General features: G+C 64.1%; 16 protein-coding genes. 3 read left to right on the top strand and 13 right to left on the bottom strand.

Features of this window, described 5'->3' with window-relative positions; all coding sequences use genetic code 11:
* The 12 genes from K8R92_08205 to K8R92_08150 form a co-directional block, all read right to left on the bottom strand.
* A complete protein-coding gene (locus tag K8R92_08205) occupies window positions 1-1,863 on the bottom strand; it encodes a penicillin-binding protein 2 (GenBank protein ID MCE9619877.1) in 1,863 nt (620 codons plus the stop codon).
* Window positions 1,860-2,192, bottom strand: coding sequence for a hypothetical protein (locus K8R92_08200; protein ID MCE9619876.1), 333 nt, complete (start codon window positions 2,190-2,192; stop codon window positions 1,860-1,862). The genes K8R92_08205 and K8R92_08200 overlap by 4 nt, the downstream gene beginning before the upstream one ends.
* A gap of 15 nt (window positions 2,193-2,207) precedes the next feature.
* Entirely contained in the window at window positions 2,208-3,269 is a 1,062-nt protein-coding gene (locus K8R92_08195; GenBank protein MCE9619875.1) for a LysM peptidoglycan-binding domain-containing protein, read from the bottom strand.
* 108 nt (window positions 3,270-3,377) lie between these two features.
* Window positions 3,378-3,779: a 16S rRNA (cytosine(1402)-N(4))-methyltransferase gene (mraW, locus tag K8R92_08190; protein MCE9619874.1), complete on the bottom strand. Its 402-nt coding sequence runs from the start codon at window positions 3,777-3,779 to the stop codon at window positions 3,378-3,380.
* Window positions 3,780-4,423: 644 nt separating this feature from the next.
* Window positions 4,424-5,728 carry an undecaprenyl/decaprenyl-phosphate alpha-N-acetylglucosaminyl 1-phosphate transferase gene (locus K8R92_08185; protein MCE9619873.1) on the bottom strand — a complete coding sequence of 435 codons (1,305 nt, stop codon included), beginning with the start codon at window positions 5,726-5,728 and terminating at the stop codon, window positions 4,424-4,426.
* On the bottom strand, window positions 5,725-6,726 hold the full coding sequence (locus tag K8R92_08180; protein ID MCE9619872.1) for an NAD-dependent epimerase/dehydratase family protein: 1,002 nt from the start codon (window positions 6,724-6,726) through the stop codon (window positions 5,725-5,727). The genes K8R92_08185 and K8R92_08180 overlap by 4 nt, the downstream gene beginning before the upstream one ends.
* Before the next feature lie 7 nt (window positions 6,727-6,733).
* Complete coding sequence (locus K8R92_08175; protein MCE9619871.1) at window positions 6,734-9,007, bottom strand: hypothetical protein; 2,274 nt, start codon at window positions 9,005-9,007, stop codon at window positions 6,734-6,736.
* Between the two features lie 17 nt (window positions 9,008-9,024).
* Complete coding sequence (locus K8R92_08170) at window positions 9,025-13,803, bottom strand: tetratricopeptide repeat protein (GenBank protein ID MCE9619870.1); 4,779 nt, start codon at window positions 13,801-13,803, stop codon at window positions 9,025-9,027.
* Between the two features lie 3 nt (window positions 13,804-13,806).
* Window positions 13,807-14,664 (bottom strand): EpsI family protein, encoded by an 858-nt coding sequence (locus tag K8R92_08165; GenBank protein ID MCE9619869.1) that lies wholly within the window; start codon window positions 14,662-14,664, stop codon window positions 13,807-13,809.
* Complete coding sequence (locus K8R92_08160) at window positions 14,654-15,595, bottom strand: exosortase/archaeosortase family protein (GenBank protein MCE9619868.1); 942 nt, start codon at window positions 15,593-15,595, stop codon at window positions 14,654-14,656. The genes K8R92_08165 and K8R92_08160 overlap by 11 nt, the downstream gene beginning before the upstream one ends.
* 145 nt (window positions 15,596-15,740) lie before the next feature.
* Window positions 15,741-17,639, bottom strand: coding sequence for a polysaccharide biosynthesis/export family protein (locus tag K8R92_08155; protein MCE9619867.1), 1,899 nt, complete (start codon window positions 17,637-17,639; stop codon window positions 15,741-15,743).
* Between the two features lie 179 nt (window positions 17,640-17,818).
* Window positions 17,819-18,745 carry an aspartate carbamoyltransferase catalytic subunit gene (locus K8R92_08150; GenBank protein MCE9619866.1) on the bottom strand — a complete coding sequence of 309 codons (927 nt, stop codon included), beginning with the start codon at window positions 18,743-18,745 and terminating at the stop codon, window positions 17,819-17,821.
* Window positions 18,746-18,855: 110 nt separating this feature from the next.
* Here K8R92_08150 and K8R92_08145 point away from each other — a divergent pair, with 110 nt between their 5' ends.
* From K8R92_08145 to K8R92_08135, 3 genes are read left to right on the top strand one after another with little or no spacing between them, the layout of a single operon-like run.
* The gene (locus tag K8R92_08145; protein MCE9619865.1) at window positions 18,856-19,482 is read left to right on the top strand and encodes a metallophosphoesterase family protein; all 627 of its coding nucleotides are present in this window, start codon (window positions 18,856-18,858) and stop codon (window positions 19,480-19,482) included.
* 35 nt (window positions 19,483-19,517) lie between these two features.
* The gene (locus K8R92_08140; protein MCE9619864.1) at window positions 19,518-20,207 is read left to right on the top strand and encodes a hypothetical protein; all 690 of its coding nucleotides are present in this window, start codon (window positions 19,518-19,520) and stop codon (window positions 20,205-20,207) included.
* A gap of 5 nt (window positions 20,208-20,212) precedes the next feature.
* Entirely contained in the window at window positions 20,213-20,473 is a 261-nt protein-coding gene (locus K8R92_08135) for a hypothetical protein (protein ID MCE9619863.1), read from the top strand.
* 4 nt (window positions 20,474-20,477) lie between these two features.
* Here K8R92_08135 and K8R92_08130 read toward each other — a convergent pair whose 3' ends face one another.
* Entirely contained in the window at window positions 20,478-21,767 is a 1,290-nt protein-coding gene (locus K8R92_08130; protein MCE9619862.1) for a PQQ-dependent sugar dehydrogenase, read from the bottom strand.
* Between the last annotated feature and the right edge of the window lie 8 nt (window positions 21,768-21,775).

Below are 21,775 nucleotides of genomic sequence, written 5' to 3'. Positions count from 1 at the left end.
TCAGTGCCGATCGGGTTCGTCGCGCTGCTGCACCGCGAGCTTGCCCTGCTTCTCGGGCTGGTCGGGCTCCACGCCCATGTAGTTCAGCGTCGCATCGACGATGTCGCGGCAGACCGGACCGGCGATCGAACCTCCGAAGTGGCCCTTGGCCTTGTCGGGATCATCGATCACGACCAGGCAAACGATGCGCGGATTCTCGAAGGGAGCGCCCGCGATGAAGGAGCTGACGTAGCGATCCTCGAAATAGCCCTTGCCCTGTCCCTTGGGTTTGGGCAGCTGCGCGGTGCCGGACTTGCCGAACATCCGGTAGAACTCGCTCTGCGCCTTGCGGCCGGTGCCCTCGATCATGACGCCTTCCATTCCCTCGCGCGTGGTCAGGGCGATCGCCTCGGGCATCACGCGCTTGCGCGGAATTGAGTATTGATCCTCGGTGCCCTCGGTCCCCAGCGACAAGCGTGCGGGCACCATGGTGCCGTCGCGGCAGAAGGCGGAGAAGGCCTGCACCATCTGGATCGTGGTCACGCCGATTTCGTGGCCCATGCAGACGCTGGTCTGGGTGTAGACGGACCAGTTCTTCGGCGTGGTCACCAGCCCTTCGCTCTCGCCGGGAATGCCCACGCCGGTCTTCTGGCCGAAGCCGAAGCGCTGCAGCATGTCCTGCATCTGGCCGAATTTCATGCGCTCGGCGGCGCAGGCCATGCCGCCGTTGAGCGACTTCATCAGGACTTTCTTCCAGGTCACAGGCCCGGGGTACTTCACGTCGCGGATGACGCGCCCGAACTTGGTGACATAGGGACCGTTGGGCAGCGGCACCATCGACTCAGGCTTGAAGACGCCGATCTCCGTCGCCGTGGCCCACACGAAGGGCTTGAAGGTGGAGCCCGGCTCGTAGGGATCGGTGACATTGCGGTTGCGCCCCAGCGAGGCGTGCAGGTTGCGCCCGGGATCGGTGGTGACTTCCTTCCAGCCCTTGCGTGGATGGAGAAAGTCCGCCATCGCCAGGATGTCGCCGGTCTGCACATCCATCACCACGGCGCGGCCGCCGCCGGCGTTCCATTGCTTCACCGCGCTTTGCAGCAGGCGCTCGGCGATCTCCTGCACGACCAGGTCGAGCGAGAGTCGCACGTCGACGCCGTCGCGCGGCGGCTGATAGTCGTTGCCGTCGATCCACAAGGGCTGACGCTTGACATCGCGCAGGAAGACCAGCTGGCCATCCTGTCCGTGCACTTGAGCGTCATGGTGCAGCTCGGCGCCGGCCTGGCCCTTGTGCTCGGTGCCGACGCGGCCCACGGCCAGGGCCGCCAAATCGCCCGCGGGATATTCGCGGATCGGGCGCGACTCGATGCCAATGCCGGGAAGATTCAGGGCGCGGACCGCCTCCACCTGCTCGGGCGTCAGCATGTCGGCCAGATGCACGTAGCGGTCATCAGCGCGCTTGCGCAGAATATTTTCGATTGACGTTGAGGAGGTGCCCAGCGCGCCGGCGATGGCGGTTGAGGCGTCCTTGAAGGGATCGCCCACCGCCTGCGAATCGGGATCCTCGAGCTTGCCCTTGCGGATCTTCTCCCAGCCGCGCTCCCAGATCATCGCGGGATCCGCGAAGAGACGGCGCCCCATCAGACTCGCCGCCAGCACACGACCGCGGCGGTCCACGATCTGTCCGCGCGAGGCGGGCTCCGGTGCGGTGCTTCGATGCACGCCCGCCGCGGCGAGCAGCTGGGCGTCGTCGGTGGTTTTCAACCAGGCCACCCGCGCCGAAATCGACAGCAGGGCTATCGAGACGGAAAGAATGAGCACGCGGCTCCAGGCGCGGATCCGGCTCGACTGGGCGTCGGCGACTTGATTGGCTCCGAACTCGTTCATCCGCCGAATCCCACGGGGGTCGCGTCGGGATCCTTCACGCCTGGCCGCGTGACGAGCCGGGGCTGCGTCGGGGGCACCGGCGCGTCAAGCCGATGCGGAATGGGCCGCCACTGGACCTTCAGGGAGTTGAGCGCCAGTCGAATGGCGTCGGGTCGCACCTTGGAAGCGACCTCGGCGCGGTATCTCCAGAGGTCACGCTGCTGCTCCATCAGCCGCCAGTGGGCCCGCGAATTCTGCGCGGCCACCTCGTAGCGCTTCTGCCGCGTCGCCAGGAGCGCGGTGGCCATGATTCCCAGGCCCAGCAAGATGGCGATCGATTTTCCGAACATGGTTCGGTCCTTGGCTCAGTTGGTTTTGGGAAGCTTGATGGTCATGCCGGGCGAGAGCGCGGCCGGATTGGAGAGCGTCGACTCGTTGGCGGCGACGATGTCCTGCCATTTGCCGTTTTTCCCCAGCTTTTTCCTGGAAATGGAGGCGAGCGTGTCGCCCTTCTGCACGACGTAGGTGTCGCCGCCCGAGGAGGAAGCCGCCGACTTCGACGCGGACTTCGGCGCCGCGGTCTTCGCGGCCGTCTTGGTCGACTTCGGATCGGGCTCGACCACGCTGCTCTTGGCGGGCGACTTGAGGGACTTCGGTTCGACCTCGACCACGCTGGTGCGCTCGCCGATCACGGGAGGGTTCATGTCCACGCTGGCAAGGTCCGATGCCGCAAGCAACTGAACATTCGGGCTCGCCTTCGAACCGCTCGCGCTGTTCGAATGCAGCGCCGCGTTCTCCTGCTCGCTTGGCGTCGCGCTGACTCTCGCGCCCTTGGTGGTGGAAGCAACCGCCGAGCCATGGCGAAGCTTCTCCGCCGGCGGAAGCCGCAGCGTCACGCCCTTGCGCAGCTGCGCGGGGTTGGGCAGCGCCTTCTTGTTGTACTCGGCCAGTTCCTTCCAGAGCGTGCCGTCGCCATAGGTCTTGGCGCAGATGGAATAGAGGGTCTCGCCCTCGGCGATCGGATGGAGCTGGACGCCGGGCTCGCTCTCCTGCACCTTGGTTGCCTTGGACTTGTCCACAGTGGTCACCGGAGTTTCCGGCGCGGGGTTGGGCAAGTTGGGGATGGGGCGGACATCCGAGTTGGGGGTCCGCGCGTCCGGGGCCGCGGTGTTCTCGTTGGAAGTGCGGCGCACGTCGTTGGGGGTGTTTCCCGGCATCACTTCGGCGGGCTGGATGGCGTTGACGCCGGCCACCGGCATCGCCGCGATGGAGATCGGGCGGCTGACGCGCTCGCGCGTCCGATCCGCGGTCACCAGGTTCGCATTTTCCTGCCGCTGGGCGGTGCTGAAGTGATCGCTCACCAGAATGCCCACGAAAAGCAAAAGTCCGAATCCAACCACCATCGCCAGTTTATTTTCTCGAGTCATCTCGCATCCTTGCGTTGTGGCCCCGCATGGGGGCCCGTGTCCATTTGAAATTCCGGCCAACACCCGTTGCCCGATCTTTGTCCATCCTCAAAACCCAATCGCGCGAATCTACACGCCCGCAATCCGAACCGAGCGAAGCTTGGCGGAGCGAGCCCTTGGATTGGCATCGCACTCCGCGTCGCCCGCGACGAGAGGTTTTCGCGTGAGCCGGGACACCCATCCATGGCGCTCCCACTCAACGAAAGCTCTTTTAATCAATCGGTCTTCCAGGCTGTGGAACGCCAAAATTGCCACGCGCGCATTTTGGTTCAGCCAGCCCCGTTGCGACCCCCCCTGCCCCGTTGCGATCGGGTCCTTTTTATGCGGGCGTCCGGCGCCTGAAATGGAGGGGAACGAGCCCCCCGCTTCCGGCGCGACGACCGGAAAAAACCCGGCAATTTCCCGCTCAAGTGTGCTCAGGAGTGATTCCAGCGACTCCAGCTCCCGGTTCACCGCGATCCGCAGGGCCATGAAGGTGCGCGTCGCCGGATGCATGCGGCTCTGGCGGGCCTTTCCTCCATAGGCCTCCACCACGGCGCGGGCCAGGTCGGCCGTGCTTTTCAGGAGTCCCAGATCCCGCACCTGAATGATCCGCCGGGCGATGCGGCGGGAAAATGGATCCTCGCCCAGTTGATAGATCAGATCCGCCAGCTCCGTCTCCGTGATCCGGGCCAGCAAAGACTGGGCGCTTTCACCGCTGGCCTGGTCCAGCCGCATGTCCAGCGGACCCGGCGCGGAAAATGAAAGACCCCGCGACGGATCGTCCATTTGATTGCTGGCAAACCCCAGATCGGCCAGGATGGCGCTGGCCCGAAGTCCTTTGCTCACAAGGATTTCCGCCACTTCCGTGAAGTTGGCGTGGACCGCCTCCACCCGCGGCGCCTGGGGCAGATTTCGCACCCGCGCGGCAGCAAAATCTAGGTTTCGTTGATCGAGATCCAGCAGCAGCAGGGTTCCGCCGCCCCCGATCGCCCGGGCAATGGCCTCCGCATGTCCGCCCCGTCCCGCGGTCGCATCCACCACGATGTCTCCGGCCACGAGCGCGAGTCCTTCCATGACCTCGGCCGGCATCACCGGAAGATGGTCGATGGCCGCGTCCGGAGCTTCGCCCATCGTCACGACTGGGATCGTTCCTGCGAATTGGCCGATGGAACCGCCTTGCGCTCCGGCGGGTTGCGCTTCAGCCATTCCTGGTACTTCGCGCGTTTCACCGAGAACACCACGACCAGCAGGAACGCCGCCAGCACGCTCGCCTCCACCACGATGCCGCGGACGTCGGTCAGCAGCAGCAGCGAGGAGAGGCCGACGCCCAGGATCGTGAACCCCGCGGCGATGCCGTAGAGCGCCAGCACCGCCTTGCGCACGGTGCCGAAGTGGCGCTTGAGCTTGTGGTGAATGTGGTTGTGGTCCGCGTCCGAGATGGACTTGCCCTCGACCTTCCGACGGATGATCGAGAGCGTCGTGTCCAAAATCGGCAGCCCGAAGCAGAGGATGCCAGCCACGGCGTACTTGGTGGTGCCGTTCTCGCCGAAGGTCATGATGATCACCACGCTCAGGAATCCGATGAGCAGGCTGCCGCAGTCACCCAGGAAGATGATCGCGGGGTTGAAGTTGTAAGGCAGGAATCCCAGCGTCGTGCCCAGCAGCACCAGGCTGAGAATGATGCGAGTCCCCGCGAACGTCCGCTCCGGATGCTCGATGGGGATCGAGTAGGCCATGATCAGGCTGATCGCCAGGAATCCGATCGCCATGATGGTGGTGGTGCCGGTGAGCAGGCCGTCGAGCCCGTCGATCAGGTTGGCCGCGTTGCATCCGCCGATGACGAAAATGGCGGTGATCGCGGTGCCGACCCAGTAGTAGAGCTCCGAGTTGGGTACATGGAACGAGCCGATCGAGAAGAGGATGTCCTGTGGGGCTCCGAAGATCGCGGAGAGAATCCCGGCCGCCAGTTGCGGGCCGACGTCCTCGATGGCCAGGGCCGCCGCAGCGATCAACTGACCGGCGATCTTCAAGCGCGGATCCCACTTCCAGATGTCGTCGGCGAGGCCGGTGAAGACGATCGCCAGCATGCCCACCACGATGCTCAGCGGCACCCCCTGCAGCTCCAAGCTCGAGGCCTGCTCGCCGGGGAAGATCACGCTGGTGCCGATGGCGACCAGCGCGCCGGCGAAGATGGCGAGCCCGCCCAGGTAGGCCACGGGATAGGCGTGCAGCTTGCGGGCCTTGTCGGGCTTGTCGACGATGTCCGCGGAGATCGCCACGCGGCGGACGATCGGCGTGACGATGAGCGTGGTCAGCAGCGCCACCACGAAGACCGGCATGTACCCCGAGAGGATTTCAAGTGGGTGCAGCGTGATCCATGCCGCGGGATCGGTGGCCGTGATCGGCGGCGCCGAGGTTGGAATCATCGCCTGCGTCACGCCGCGTGCTCCTTGGTCCGGCGTCCCCGCAATAATTCCGCGATGTCCAGGATCGTCTGATCCAGGGAGATCTTCGGGGCGAATCCGATGGCGCCGCGAAGGCGCTCCAGGTTGGGCTGGCGCACCAGGAGATCCTCGAAACCCCTGCCGAAGACCTGCTCGTGCGGCACATGGACCACGCGCGACGCGGAGCCGGTCAGCCGGACCACGCGCTCGGCGAGCGCCTCCATGGAGATCATCTGGTCGGAGCCGAGATTGAAGACCCGGCCCTGGCACTCCGCCGAGCCGAGCAACTGGATCAGGGCGGGAACGACGTCCCGGACATCGCAAAAACATCGCTGCTGCGAACCATCGCCATGCACCTCGAGCGGCCGATCCGCGACCGCGGCCTGGACGAACCGCGGCAGCACCATGCCCCAGTCGCCCTTCTGCCTCGGCCCGACGGTGTTGAAGAAGCGAATGATCACTGATTTCAATTTCGACTCGGAGATCGCCGCGAGGGTGAGGAACTCGTCCAGCGCCTTGGAATAGCCGTAACTCCACCGCGAGGAGGTGGTGGGTCCGAAGACCACGTCGTCGGACTCGGAGAAGGGCACGCGCACGCCCTTGCCGTAGACCTCGCTGCTGGAGGCGACCAGCAGCCGGGCTCCATCGCGCACCGCCCAGTGGATGGCGGCGCTGGTCTCGAGCACGTTGGTCTCGATCGAGCGGCTGGGGCGATCCACAATCAGGCGGACGCCGACCGCCGCTGCGAGGTGGTAGATCTCCGCGAAGCGCGGCGAGCCCGTCGCCGCGAAGGCGCCGCTCACCGTGTCGCGGACGAAGCGCAGGCGGTCGCCGCCCAGGCTCCGCGCCGCGGCGAGATTGGCCTCGTCGCCGGTGGAGAGGTCGTCCACCACAGTGATGTGGCCGCCGCGCTCCAGCAGCCGCTCCACCAGGTGGCTTCCGATGAATCCCGCGCCACCCGTGACCAGAATGTGTTGCGTTGGTGCGGGCATGGAGCGCTCACGAGGGAACCGGCGGGTTGGTCCCGTCGTTGGTCAGCATCCTGTGCGTCGTGATCGCAATCTCGGGCTGCTGAAACGCGGTGGTCTCCGAGGCGTATTCGGCGATCGCCTCGGCGTTCTTCTTGAAGTAGCCGCCGGCGGTGTTCTTGAGACGGTTCAGGATCGTCCCCAGGAAGAGGCACTTGCTGTCCTCAAGCTGGTTGGCCAGCTTGATGACGAGCCCCTTCTGATCCTGCCAGGCGCGGGCCACCAGAATGGCGGCGTCCGCCTTGTTGGCAAGGGCCAGGCCCTCACCCGCGACGACGCTGGGCGGCGCGTCCAGGTAGATGCGGTCATAGCGCTGCCGGGCCCACTCAAGGAAGGCATCCATCTTCGGCGTGTTGAGCAATTTGAAAGCGCGGGTCGCGGGATTGCCCGCGCCGATGAAGTGCAGGTTGGGACCGAGCTCAGAGAGGGTGTCCTCCGGCTTGACGGTGCCGTTGAGGATGCAGCCCAGGCCGACCGCGGTCGGATCCATGCCCAGGGCCTTGGAGATGCCGGGGCGGCGCATGTTGGCGCCGACCATCAGGGTCTTGAGTCCCATCGAGGCGTCGCAGGCCGAGAGGTTGAGCACCATGGTCGTGGTGCCCGAGCCCGGCATCGGGCTCATCACCACCACCACCCGCGAGTTGTTGCCGGCCAACTTGCGCTCGACCAGGGTGGCGCACTGCCGGAAGTTCTCCGCGGTCATCGACTGCGGTTTCTCGTAGACCACCAGTTCGGCGCGCTTGGGGTTGGTCGGATCGTCCTCGACGTCGGGGATGATGCCCAGGATCCGGCCCGGCACCGCCGCCAGGTCGCTGGGGTACTTGATCCGCTTGTCCATGATCTCGCGGACGAACAGGATGACGATGTAGATGCCGCACACCAGCACCGCGGTTCCGGGGATCATGAACTTGAGCTGCGGAAAGGTGATTTCGCGCGGCTTGATCGCGGGCTGGACGAATTCCACTCGGTGGGACTCGTCGCGCAAGCGGGCCAGGTTCACGTCGTTGATGGTCTGGGCCACCAGCTTGCGCTGCTCCTCGACCTGGCTCAGCTGCTCGCGCAGGGTGCCCAGCTCGGCCATGTTGGAGGTGAACTCCTCGCTCTTCTTGGAGTTGGTCACGAACTCCTCCTGCTGCATGGTGAGCAGGCTCTTCACGGTCTCGACGCGGTTGATGGCGGAGCGAAGGTCGGCGAGCTTGTTGCGGTTGATGATCTCGTCGCGCTTGGCGTCGCGCTGCTTGGCGATCGCCTCCTTGGCGTTCTTCAGCTGGATCAGCTCGGTGTGCGTCTCGCCGAACTGCACCTTGGCCGCTTCATAGCGGCGGGCCATGTCCTCGTGGTCGCGATTGAGGTTCACCATCACCGGGTCGTTGTCGGCGTCGCGCAGATCCTCATCGGAAAGCCCGACCTCGCCGCGCTGCTTCTGCTCGGCCTGCTTCAGGCGCGACTCCGCGACCGAGAGCTCCTTGGTGGTGTTGGCCAGCTCGTCGCGCAATTTCTCCAGGGTCTTGGAGTTCTCGCTGGAGATTTCGTTCAGGCTGGTCATGCCCTTCTGCCGGACGAAGTCCTGGATCTCCTGCTTCTTCTGCAGAATCTTGTCGTCGAGCACCTTGCGGTTGTCCTCGTAGACGCGCAAGATGGTGGCGAAGCGGCTGTCCTCGCGGCTGCGCACGTCCTTGATGTAGGTTTCGGCGACGGCGTTGAGCACCACCGGCACGTCCTCGGGGACGTGCGTGCTCCAGCCCAGGAAGAAGATCTGCGTACCGCGGCGGTGGGCGGCGCGGAGCGAATTTTCCAGGTCGGTCGCGGCCTCGTCGATGTTGAACACGCCATTCTCATCGCGGAACCAAGTGCCCTTGCTCCATTCGGTCTTCTGCACGTCGCCGCTTCCCAGGGCCTTCTTCAGGTTGTCGCGGCTGATCATTCTGGCCACTTCGGTCTGGGCCAGTCGGATGACGGCTTCCTCGGAGGCCAGATCCTTGGCGTTGAGGGCCTTGGCGTCTTCAAGCTGATTGCGGATCTCCAGATAGGCGGTGCCGGTCCAGAGCGGATAGGTGTAGAGGAAGAGGTAGTGCAGTCCCACGCCGAGGAAGGCGCCGCCCACCAGCGCGATGATGATCCCCTTGATGTGCTCGCGGAGCAGACGGACCGGATCGAGCGTGACCGCCGCCTGGCGGGCGCGCGGGGCCTGGGCGGATTTGGGAGTGGCGAGGGCTTGTGGGGTGGGTGGGATGGCGCGGCTCATGGGGTCTCTCCTTCAGTTCATTTCAGCTTGGCTTCCAGCGCCTTGATCTCGGCGAGCTGGTCGTCGGTGGGCGTGCGGGTCTTGGCCTTTTCCAGGAATTCCCGCGCGTCGGCGGGACGCTTCAGTTCGATAAAGGCCTCGGCCAGATGGATCATGGAGCCCGGCTTCTGGGTCATGACGTAGGCCTTTTGGAAGGGCTCCAGCGACTCCTGCGCCTTGCCGGCCTTGAGCAGCGCAAAGCCCAGCGTGTCCTGGAAATCGTCGACGCCGGGATTGAGCTCAACGCACTTGCGGGCCAGCTCGATGGCCCGGGGGAAGTCGCTGCCGCACTTGGCGATCAGGTAGGAGGCGTTGTTGAGCGCGCTGGGATTTGTGGGAATCAGCGCCAGGGCCTTCTCGAAGTACTGGACACCCTTCTCGCAATTCTTGTCCGCGTAGAGCAGATTGCCCGCCTGCATGTAGGCCACCGCCTGCAACTGGTTCGATTCGGCGCCGCCCTGTGCCTTGGCCAGAGCCGCCGCCTGCTCCAGCAGCTCGACGGCCCGCGACGTGCCCTCGGGACCGAGGTCGGCGTAGAGCGTGGCGATGCCGGTGCAATTCCAGTAGTCCATCTCCTTCTTGCCCAGCAGCGACTTGACAAAGACCTCGGACTCCTGTGGCTTCTTCTCGAAGCAGTTGCCCAGGCCGGAGTACCACATGCCCCACTCGTCGGAGCGCATCGCGCCCGTGGCGATGCCGTCCTGGATCGTCTTGTAGCCGGTGCGCATCGCGGTGAGACCGGGGTCGCGCTGGTTGGTGTTCACCAGGGCCACCGCCAGCAGAATCTGCAGCTTCGGCGAGGTGGCCACCACGATCGCGTTGTTGCGCAACAGCGTGAGCACGCCGGCCCAGTCCTTCTTGTCCTTGCTGCTGCGCAGTCTCTGGTTCACGCAGTCGAAAAGCTGGTTCTCGCCGGGCTGGATGGTGAACGCGGCGTCGAAGGCCGTGGTCGCGCCCGCCATGTCGTTGCGGCGCACGTTCAGGTTGCCCACCAGGGTCTGCCAGGTGGCGTCGCGCGGATTCATGCGCGACCCTTCCTGGGCCAGATCGATGGCGCGCTGGACGTTGTTGGCCCGCAGATGCAACTCGATCAGATCGCGGCGGGCCTCGGTGTTCTGCGACGCGAGGGAGAGGAACTTGTCGACCACCGTGATGGCGTCCTTCACCTTGTCCTGCTCCAGCAGCACCATTTCCTTGTTGCGGATGCCCTGCCAGTAGCCGACCGAAATGTCGGTGGCGCGGTCCGCGGCCTGCTCCGCCGCCTGGATCCGCTTGGGATCGCGGGTGCGCTGGTACATCTTCCGCTCGAAGTCGGAGAGCGAGACCCAGGCCAGGCTGGAGTTGGGCAGCAGCTCGGTGGCGCGGGTCAGGGCTTCCCGCGCCGAGTTGAAGTCCTTGTCGCTGGTGGCGACGTCGCCGTTGATGATCGCCAGTTCGCCGCGGCCCTGGAGGTTGGTGGCGCGCAGCAGCTCGATGGTGCAGAGCGTCTCCTTGGTGGGAGATCCGCTGGCGGCCTTGGCCAGGTACTGCTCGGCCGCGTCGTAGTCGCGCAGGCGGCTGCAGATCTCGGAGAGCCGCATCCACAGGCCGGCATCGTTGATCGCCCCCGCCTTGGCCGCGGTCTCCAACGCCTCGCGGGCATTCTTCCACTGCGACTGGTTGAACCAGTAGTCCGCGATGCGGATGTTGACGCCCATGGTCTTGGGATCCTGCTGCTTCTGCGCCTCCTCGAAGGCGACCCGCGCCGCCTCGGGCTTCTTGTTCTCGTCCAGGTACACACCCAGCGCGATCCAGAGCTCGGCGCTCTTGCCGGGGCCCACCTTGGCGATGTCCCGGCGAATCGCCGCTTCGCCTTCCTTCTCCGAGGCGAACTTCTTCAGCGCCCGCGCATTGATCAGCGAGAGCGTGGTGTCCCCGGGGGCCGCCTCCTGCAGGAAGCGAATGATCTCGAAGCCTTCCTCCAGGTTGGCCTTGGCCGCCGCGGCCAGCGCCGCCTGCATCCGCGGCGTGTTCGCGTCGCGCAGATCCTGCTCGGTGAATTTCTGCTTGTTGTTGGCGTCGACCATCAGGTTCGGGTCGCCGGGCGTCTCCAGCAGCAGCCGGGCTAAAGCCAGGGAGTTCTGCCCGAACGACGGCCGCTCCTTGTAGATCCGCTTGCGCAGCAGGAAGGTGCCGGTGCGGTCACCGATCTGCCCCTCGAGGTCGAGCCAAGCCACGATCAGTTCGTTGTCATCGGGGTTCACGCGGGCCGCCTGCTGCAGCACCTGCAGGGACTTCTGACGGTCGCCGCTGCGCTGAAGAAGTTCCGCGTAGACGCGGGCCGTGGTCGCGTCGTTGGGCCGGCGGTCGTAGCTTTCGCGCACCAGCTCCAGGGCGCCCTCCACGTTGCCGGTCCGCTCGAAGAGCATGCCGAGTTGTCGGAGCATGATCGGGTTCTGATCGCCCTTCTGGCGCGCCGCCTGGATCACGGCGATCGCCTCCTGCAGCTTGTCCTGGGAGACCAGGACGCGCGACCGGATGGTCGCGGCCAGGCCCAGGTCGCCCGCGTCAGCGACCGCGGCGGCGTATTTCTCGACGGCCGCGAAGTCCTTGCGGTCCTGGGCGTCGCCCGAGGCGATCTCCAGCACCAGAAGATTCTTGGGATCCGCCGCCAGGGCCTCATCGAGCGCGGGACCCATCATTTTCTCGCATCGCTCCATCTGTGCCTTCACCGCAGGATCCAACTTGTCCTCGGGAATGTTCGTGACGGCCTGCCGCATTTTGTACATGGCGCTGGAGAGTCCGACGTAAATCTGAACCTTCTGCTCCTTCGGGTCGGTGTTGAGCAGCTTGATCGACGCCACGATCCGGTCGATGGGATCGGTGTTGTCGGTGATCGCCCTCATCTGCAGGAAATAGGTGTTCTTCGGATCCAGGGCCAGGCCCTTGTCGATGAACACCTTGGCCGCAGGAAGGTCGCCCTTGACGATGTTGACCTGGCAGAGCGCCTGCAGGATGCGAACCTCCGAGGGGTTCGCCGCCAGCTCCTTGGCGAGCATGGCGATGGCGCCGTCGAAATTGTGCTTCATCATCTCGCGCTCGGCGGCGCCCAGCGCCGCGGTGACCGCGTTGGTGGCGCGAGTGGCGGCGACCTCGGTGTTGGTCTTCTTGGCGTCGCCCAGCAGCGCCAGCGACTCACGGGCCTCCTTGTCGTCGGGGCTCACCTCGACCAGTTTTTCCAGCGCCTTGCGCGCTTCGTCGTAGCGGCCCATGCCGCCATTGAGCTTGGCGCTCAGATTGAGCAGGGGCGGATAGGTGGGGAAATGCTCAAGGCCGCGGGTCACCAGCGAGAGCGCGGTGCCCGGCTGGTTGCGGAGGATGTTGGCGTAGCCCGCGTAGAAGTACATCTCCTGGGTCGGATCGGGGATCTTCTTCAGCAGGGCGTCGAAGCGGATCGCGGCGTCGTTGGCGTTGCCCTCGGCCAGCGCGGTCCGGGCCTCGATGTCCTCCACCTGCGCGGTCAGCGACTGCGAGGTGAAGTACTTGACCACGCGGTCGCGGGTCTGGCGCACAATCTCGAGCTTGGCTTTCTTGTCGGCTTCGTCGGTGGCCTTGCGCCAATCCTCGAAGGCGAGCGTGTAGAGCAGGTCGCCGGCGGCTTCGCGCGCGCCCAGCTGGGAGACGGACTCGATCGAGGTGGGCAGATTGGGCTGCACGAACACGGCCTCGGCGATGTCCTTGCCGATCCCGGTGCTCATGCCCCGGGCGATGTTGAGATAGACCCGCTGCGTCACGGCGTCGTTGGGGTATTCCTTGAGGCGCTCCTCGATCAGCTTCATGGCCTGCACGTTCGCATCGAAGGAGCGAGCTGAGAAGATCGCCCCCGCCGCCGCCAGGGTCAGCTTCCGGTCATTGCGGATCCGCGGCGCCACTTCGAGCACTTCCTTGAACGCCGCGTCCAGATCCTCCTGCTTGACCTGGCCCGTGCGCTTCGCCTTCAGGTCCTCCAGCCGCGTCACGATCGAGGCCGGGGCGGCGATGCCGCCGGGATTGACCTTCCTGCATTCGACCACCGCGGCGTCGAACTTGCGGAAGGTCTCTTCGGCCAGCGCCTTCTGGTTGCCGCGCTCGTAGGTGTCCGCCTTGACCAGCAGGTAGTCCAGATAGGCAAGCCAGACGCGGTCATTGGTGGGCAGCAGCTTGACGACTTCCGGAAATCCCTTGTCCAACTGGTCGCGCTCCTCGGGCGTCAGGGTCGCGAAGCGCGCGTTGAGGCCGAGGACTTTCCAGAATTTCGCCAAGGCTTGGGCCGGGTCCTCGGCGGGAATCGACCGCGACATGAGCTCGCCGGCGACCGAGAAGTCTCGCCACATCACGTCCGAGTTGTAGAGCTCGCAGCGGTCGCGCAGCGTCTCCATGGCGTCGATCCAGACCTTGGGGTCGGCGCTGGCGGCGCGGGTGCGCGCCATGCGGACGTTCACCCAGCTGTTGTAACGCTCGCTGGCTTCGCTCGAAGTCTTGGGCACCAGCTTCAGCAGCGCGGCCTCCATCGCGTTCAGGTACGTGATGTTGTTCGGCTTCTTGGAGATCGAACGGCCGTAGTAGTTGATGGCCTTGTCGTAGTTGCCCGACTCCATGTACTGGTTGCCGTTGCGGAAATTGCGCTCGGGGCCCAGAACGATTTGGTAGTAGTAGAAGCCCCCGATCAGGATCGCCACCAGCACGGCGACGCTCGAGAAGAGGAGGAAGAATTTCAGGTTGAATTTGCGCTTGGCCATGGTTTAGGAACTCGCGATAGGGGGTGGTGATTCTTGATTTTCAAGCAGTGACCAATCCGGAAGGCTCCGCATCAGCTGGGGCAGGAGCGATTGCAGCAGGTCGCCGGCGAGCTGATCGAACATCACGACCGCCTTGTCGGGCTGCTCGCGGACCCGGTAGGAAAACTGCACCTTGCAGTAGTACGCGTAGCGGTCCGTGAGCTTGAAGGATAGGTTTCGAACCGCCATCGCCGAGGGGGTGATGGAGCCGTTGGCGATGAAAAAATAGGCCCCGATGAGGGTGAATTCGGGCTGTCTGGGATCCTGGAAACAGCTGGCGGTCATGGTGATGTCGCCCAGGGGCAGGTTCACGGTCACGTTCTTTTTGGTGACCGGCTCCTTCACCGTGGCTTGGGGATAGCGGGCCCCGCTCTCCGGCCGGATCGGACCGCTCGTGTAGTCCCAGGCGGAGTCATCGACCTTCTGCTTGCGGAACTCGGGCTGGCCCTGGATGACCATGCCGTTGGCGCCCCAGCAGCGCTCGGGAATGTGCGGCACCGTGTCGATCATGCCGGTGTAGTAGGCCACGTGCACCTGCAACATCCCCTTGGCCGGATCGCCGCGATAGACGTAGGTGCGGTCGAGAAAATTCTTGGTGCCGAGCTCCTCGATCACCGCGTCGGAGAACAGCGCGTCCTTGCCCACCTGCTTCCACTCGCCAAGCGTGCCGGGCAGCTCGTCCAGGGGCAGGCGCAGCGGCACGGGCTCCTTCTGCAGGAACACCTTCAGTTCCATCATCGCCACGCGGAACCCGATGCCCCCGATGGCGAGGGTGGCGCACACCGTGACAAAGGCCTTGATCTCGCTTCGGTCAACGCGCATGGTTCGCTGCTTTCGTGTGATCCTCTTCGACGAGGAACTTGGAGAGAATCCAAAGCACGGCAAGGTAGGAGAAGAACGCCGGGATCAGCCACACCAGCCCGATCATGTGATGAAACTCGCCGGACATGAAGTTCTGGTTGAACATCCCCAGGATGCCCAGCGAGGCGACGCGCAGGACATTCACGAAGATGGAGATGGGGATCCCCATCAACACCAGCAGCGACTGCTGCCAGAGCTTGGGCAGCGAGACGTAGGCCATGGCCACGCCGAGGGCCAGGAACGCCACCAGCATGCGCATGCCGCTGCAGGCCTCCGCGACATTGAGCTGCATGGGCACGCCATCCTTGAGGATCGTGAGCAGGTTGCCCGAGAGGTCCGTCTCGATGCCGATCAGGTTCAGCAACAGGTACGCGCCCTGCGCGGAGATGTCCTGCATCCGGAAGGTCACCATGTTCAGCAGACGCTCGCTCACGGTCTGGAAGAAAATCAGCATGTAGAAAAGCGGGAACCAGACGGGCTTCATCGCCCGCCAGCCCAGCAGCAGCAGGCCCATGCCGATCAGGGTGATGCCCAGCCCCGAGGCGCGGACATTGTGATGGGCCAGGGCGGCCGGGCCGAGGTTGCAGATCATGTACCAGGCGATGCCCAGGATGGTGAGTGGAAGTCCGATCCACGCCGGGCGCCACGGCTGCGCCATGATTTCGTTTCGCTTGGCCCAGACGAAGTAGCCGCTCACGAATGGAATGATGAGCGTGTGCCCCCAGTCCGAGGGTTCATGCGAGGCCCAGGTGACCTGGTGAACGATCCATTCCCAGAAGACCGCGACAAAGAGCACCAGCAGCGCGATGCCCGCCACCAGGGCGGTCCTGGAGGACAACTCGACGACATTCGAATCGCGGGCATCGTGAGCTAGAGCGGGTGCGGTGGTCATGGTTCAGATCACGCTCATCCATCGATCGGTTCGACGCCCGGCTTTATCGTTCTGTTCTGAAAACCCGCTCATTCGGTCCATTTTTGCGTCCATTTCATTCATGCCATAGCACCATGGTTCGCCCTGTGGAGCCATGTCCGCGGGATTATTGGTTCCCGATGTTGGACGGCGGCGCGCCGAAGACGTCGTTGCCGAAGTTGCGGTCAAGCTGGAAGCCAATCGAGTTCGGCATGGAGAAGTCGCGGCGGAACCGGGCCAGCGGCCAGGCCCAGAAATCGGTGCCCACGATGATGTGGTCGTCGGGCTTGAGGAAAATATCGGGCTCGCCGCGGTTGCGGATCGCCGCCAGGCTGATTCTCACGCAGGCTTCCTTGTCGCTTCCAAGCCGCCGGATCAGGTCGCAGCGCTCGGGAATCGCGAGTTCGCTCACGCCACCGGCCGCGGCAACCAGCCGGCTGAGGGTCAGCTTGCCTGAGGTGGGCAGGTTGTAGACGCCCGGCCGGTTGATTTCGCCGTCGATGTAGACCACGCCGACCTGTCCCGAGTCGCAGTAGATCAAGTCGCCCGGTCGGATGACGATGTTGAGCTTTGACTCGCCGCGGACCAGCTGGTTGTAGTCGATGTCGATCACCACCGTCTTTTCCTGCGCCGCGAGGATGCGCTTGTTCTTGCGGATCTGGGCGGCTTCCGCGGAGCGAAGTCCGGCGCTGCCAGGTTCGGCCGCGACCACGTCGGCGGTGCCCTTCGGGTCCTGCGCGGCGGCGGTCTCCGGGGCTCCCGGCGCGGCATCGGGGTGATTGGCGCCCGCGGCCAGCGAGGACTTTCGGATCCACGACTGCGAAGCATTGTCAAAGATGAACTGGTCGCCGGCATTCGCGTCCAGCGGATTCTGAACCGGAGGCTGATTGCCGCGGTCGTCGGACTTCGCCGGCTCGAGCTGGTCGATGTCGACCGGCGGTGCCTGGCGCGTTTCCGCGCGGAGCATGCCCAGTTGCGTCCGTCGCTTGGATGGATCGGTCGATGGCGCCGGCTCCTTGGCCGGATCGGTTGGTGGGGCCGGATCCATTGCGGGATCGGTGGCGGGATCCGCCTTGGGCGGGGCTGCGGGGTCCAGGGCGGGTGCCTTGGCGGGTTCCGAGCTTGGAGGTGCAGCCGGAGGCGCTGCCGGATCATGAGCGGGGTCGGTTGCGGGCGGGATGGCGGCTGGGGTTGCCGGCGCAGCGGGCGCCGAGGACGCGGGAGCGTTGTTGCCCGGCAGTTCATTGATGAGCTGATCAATGTCCACTTCGGATGGCGTCGTGACTTTGGGAGGAGCCGTGGTGGTCGGCGTCGTGGTGGGAGGGGCGGTCGTGGCTGGAGCGGCGGTGGTGCCGCTGGGACTGAGCGCCCGCTGGTCGTAGGAGGCGCGATATTCGTTGGCGATGACTTCGCGTGTGATCAGGATCCGGACGGTGTTCACACTGGCGCCCCGGGCGGTCGCAATGGCATCGAGCAGTCGAAGATCGGGCTTGTTCAGTGCATACAAGCCGGGCTGATCCACGGATCCAAGAATGCGGAACTGAAACGCTCGCCCTTCCTGCAGGGCGACGAACGCCTGAGGATTGGTCAGGATTCCCTTGAGCCGCAGCTCGATGCTGGTCTGAAGTTCCTCTGTGGTCAGTCCGGCCGCCCTCACCTTGTTGATGACGGGCAGCTGGATGTCGCCGGTCTGGTCGACGACGCGCTCGGCCTGCTCGGTCTGGCCCGTCGCCATCAGGCTAGGGATTTCGATTCGAAGGACGTCGCCTGGAGCAAATCGATAGGAGAGATCGCTCGCCTTCAAGTCCGCGGGCGTCGGGCTGACAAATTCCGGCCCGTCGCTGGCCTGCTCGATGACGTCGATCCGGGTGAGGATCGGCATCTCCGAAGGAGTCGTCTCGAAGTAACCGGTTTTGCTTGGATCAAAGAAGCTGTCCGTCTCAATGCATCCCGACAGCAGGACAATCGCCGGCAGCGCAAAAATGCGGGCGCAGGCGCGAAGCCTGAGGAACAGCAACACTGACATTGGTCTCGTGGGAGGAAGGAAAATCAAGTTTTTTACTATCGGTTGAATGAAGGGTTTGAAGTTACCCCGGCGACTAGATTTAGTTTGCAATCACCCGCAAGGAAAGGAGATTTTGTTCGCTTCTGCGGAAGGCTGCTTTGAAAAAAAGCGCTATAAATAAATCGGGTGTGCGACTTAATCTATTGTCTAATAACTTCTTCGAGAACGGCCATTCGAGCGGCAACCCCATGCGTCACCTGACGCAAGATCCTTGTGCCACCGAATTCATCCGCCACTGAGTCATCAATTTCAACACCCCGGTTCACCGGTCCGGGGTGCAAAACCACCGCTCCGCCCTTCAATCGCAGGGCGCGTTCGGAGGTCAAGCCATAGAGTGTCCTATAATCAGATGAAACACCGTAACTTGCTGCCCGTTCAACCTGAAGCCGCAACATCATTATTGCGTCAAGATCCCGTAAATTAGCATCAAGATCGTGTGAGATCGTAATGAGATTGTGATATTTTGTCATTTCTTGGTGTGACTTATTCACCAAAGTCGGTGGCCCAATCAAGACCACCTGGCACCCAAGGATGGCCAGGCCTTGGGTGGCTGACCTTGCAACCCGACTGTTGGCGATGTCCCCGACGATCGCAACTCGCTTGCCTTCGAGTGACCCAAGGGATTCCTGCAAAGTCAAGAGGTCAAGCAGGCCCTGGGTTGGATGTTCATGCCGGCCATCACCTGCGTTGATGACTGGAATGGAAACCCGCTTGGCAACCATGGCCGGTCCGCCCGAGATGGTGGAACGGATGATCAAGCCGCTCACGCCCATGGCCTCGATGTTCAGAGCGGTGTCCACCAGGCTCTCGCCCTTGCTCGCGCTGGATCCGGTAGCGGTCAGCGTGAAAACCTCCCCTCCCAGTCGGTGCACGGCGGTCTCGAAGCTGCATCGGGTGCGCGTCGAATCTTCGAAGAAGAGGTTGGCGATCACCCGGCCTGAAAGGGTGTCCTTGCGGGCGATCCGTTGATCGGCCACGGCGAGATTGCCTTTGGCGACCGCAAGCAGTTTTTGAAGCTGCTCCCGGGTCAGGCCTTCGATCTGAAGAAAGTGCCGGGCCGTGGCCATGTCGGAGAGTTATACCGAATCCGATTCGGCATGGAAGATGCGGCTTCCCAGATTCGGCTGAACCCTTTCGATGCGTCTCCGGCGCTGCCGGTTGCGTTAGCCTTCGCGCCATGGCGAGGACGATCTGGATTTCCGGCGACACGCATTTCGGAGATGCCCACGCCCTCGCGCTTTTTCAGAGGCCCTTCGCGGACGCAGCCGCCATGGATGCCGCCCTGGTCGAAGCTCTGAATCAATCCGTCCGCAAGCGGGATCTGCTCTATCACATCGGGGATTTTTGCGGTCCTTTCGCCGAGGGACGCGACGTGCAAGTCGATCATGCCGAAAAAATCCGCCGGGCCATCCGCTGCAAGTCCATCCGCCTGGTCTGCGGCAACCATGATCCCAAGGGAGCCCGGTTCAAGTCGCTCTTCGACAAGGTTCGGGATCAGTACAGCCTCCGCGCCGAACATTCGGGCGAGCGCCTCCTGCTGTCGCACTATCCGCTTCGCGCCTGGCGCGGGCAGATGGGCGGGGCCATGCATCTGTACGGCCACACCCACGGAGCTCTTGAGGAACTGGGGCGAAGCATGGATGTGGGCGTCGATTGCTGGAATTACTCCCCGCTTCGACTGAGCCATGCGATTGACCTGCTCGCCGCGCGGCCCGTCTCTGCGCCCGATGGTTGGGTGCGCCGACAAAAGTTGCGGATGGGTGCCGTCGGCGCCGAGGGGAGCGCCGCGGACCACGGCCGTTGATTGAACCCGCGCCGATTCGGGATACCATGCCCCGCATGAGGCACTTGGCGTTGCTCGTGGCAATGGCGGCAAGCCTGCTCGGCGGATCCTGCTCCTCGCCCCCGCTGGCGAGCGGGAAAATCGCCTCCGAAATCACGCGCGACGTGGCCGAGGGCACCTGGGCACTGACCGACAGCCAGAACGCCCTCTTCAATGTCAATCTGCTCGAGGATGGCCTGGCCATCAGCACTTGGAGCAAGGGACCCGACGGTGCCAAGGGCGAGCGTGGCACCTGGAAAATCGAGGATGGAGTGCTGGTCATGAACTGGACCGACGGCTGGATGGATGTCATTCAGCTGGGACAGATCGGTTTTGAAAAATATTCCTACGCCCCGCGGGCGAGCCGCCAAGGCATTCCGACCTCCTTCGGGCAGGCCATCAAGGTGCTGGACGGTTCGTCGCCGTGGGTCGGCGTCTGGAGGACTCGCAGCGCGGATCCGAATTACCAGAGCAAGCCCTTCTACATCGTGCTGCAAAGCAACGGCTCCGCGGTGAAGAGCATTGACGCCATCAACACCGGATGCTGGCAGCTGCAACAGGGTGGCATCGCGATCTACTTCAGCGACGGCTGGTTCATGATGGTCAAGCGCGATGGCGACGCCGTCGAGTCGCGGAGCTGGGCGCCGGGCGCTTCGCGCACCGGACCTCCGACCGGCTCCGCCCCGATGGCACAGGTGCTAGAGTGACGCGCATGAACCGACCCCGGAACGCAACGGCATGCGGGACGCTCGCGATGGCGGTCGCAATGTGCTGCGGTTGCCAGAGCCCATCCCCCTGGGGCAACTCGATGTCGCCGACCCAGCAGCAAACCCGTCAGATGGACAAGAACGGCCAGCCCGTTTCGTTCTACGACCTGGACGATGGCGACAACGAGGATCCCAACGTGGATCAAAATGGCGACATGGGTTCAGGCGAGCCCTGGTGGAATTCGCCCGGCTACATCGGCGGCTGAAGCCTCAATTCGCGCAGGTGATTTTCCAGAGCGATCCCGGTCCCCGTTCGCCGCCGTCGAACGAGCAGAGCACCAGCTCGCCATCGAGCAACTCGCCGAAGCTCGACCAGAGATTGGCGCTGCGATGGATGAGCTTTCTCGGCTCGCCCATCTTCGAGCCCTGGCAGCGGGCGCCCCAGATGATGCCGTAGCTGTAGTCGGCAAAGAAATAGATGCCGCTCAGGTCCGGGCATTTCTTGCCGCGATAGACATAACCCCCGGTCACGCTCAAGCCGTCGTTGTGTGAGTACTCGTGCACGGGATCGATGTACTGGTCGCCGAAGGCGCCCTTCTTTCCGCCGGGAAACTCGTGCAGCCCCTCGCGGGGATTCCAGCCGTAGTTGCCGCCCTTGACGATGACATCGATTTCCTCGTACTGATTCTGGCCGACATCGCCTCCCCAGAGCACGCCACTCTCGCGGTCGAAGCTCATGCGCCAGACATTGCGAAGTCCATAGGCCCAGATCTCCTTGCGCGCGCCCTTGGTCGCGAGGAAGGGATTGTCGGAGGGAATCGCGTAGGGTGACTCCTTGCTCACATGGCTCACATCGAGCCGGACGATGGAGGCCAGAAGCGTGCCAAGGTTCTGACCGTTTCCATGCGGATCGTTGGCCGCGCCGCCATCGCCCAAGCTGAGATAGAGCATGCCGTCCGGACCGAAGAGCACCGTGCCTCCGTTGTGATTCGAATAGGGCTGATCAACCTGCAGGATGATCTTCTCGCTGTCCATGTTGATGGTCTTGCGGTCGTCGCTGGCATGAAACTGGCTCAGCACCGAGCGGCGCGGCTTGTCGGCGGTGTAGTAGAGGTAGAGCAATCCGTTGTCGGCGTACTTCGGATCGAAACACAGCGAGAGGAGCCCCTCTTCGTTGTTCCGGTCGTTCACTTCCTTGCGAATGTCGGCGAACACCTCGCCCGACTTCACCTGGTCGTTGTTCAGATCGAGGCGCAGAACCCGGCCGGCCTGCTCGACCACGTAGAGCGTGCCCGGCTCGCCGGGAGCCTGCACCGCCTGGGTCGGACGGCGCAGAGTCAGATTCGGAAACATCCGGACCAGCTTGATCTCGGGCACGCGGAGGGTGAGGTCTTTCGATTCCGCCGCGCCCTGCGGTTTGGCTTGCGGCGATGAGGCGGGCGGAGTCGGCGCCTGCGCCAAAGCGAGGCTTGCCGCAGCCGCGGCAAGCGCCGCAGCGAGGAGTCGGGCGGCGCGGCTTCGCGCGAAGGAGGGACGGTCAATCGCTGAATGGAGTCGCATATGGCGTT

It is taken from the genome of Planctomycetota bacterium (genome assembly GCA_021414025.1).
Classification (GTDB): domain Bacteria; phylum Planctomycetota; class Phycisphaerae; order Phycisphaerales; family SM1A02; genus SYAC01.
The sequence above is the reverse complement of the archived record's forward strand: the minus strand, read 5'-3'. Positions and strand labels throughout refer to the sequence as shown.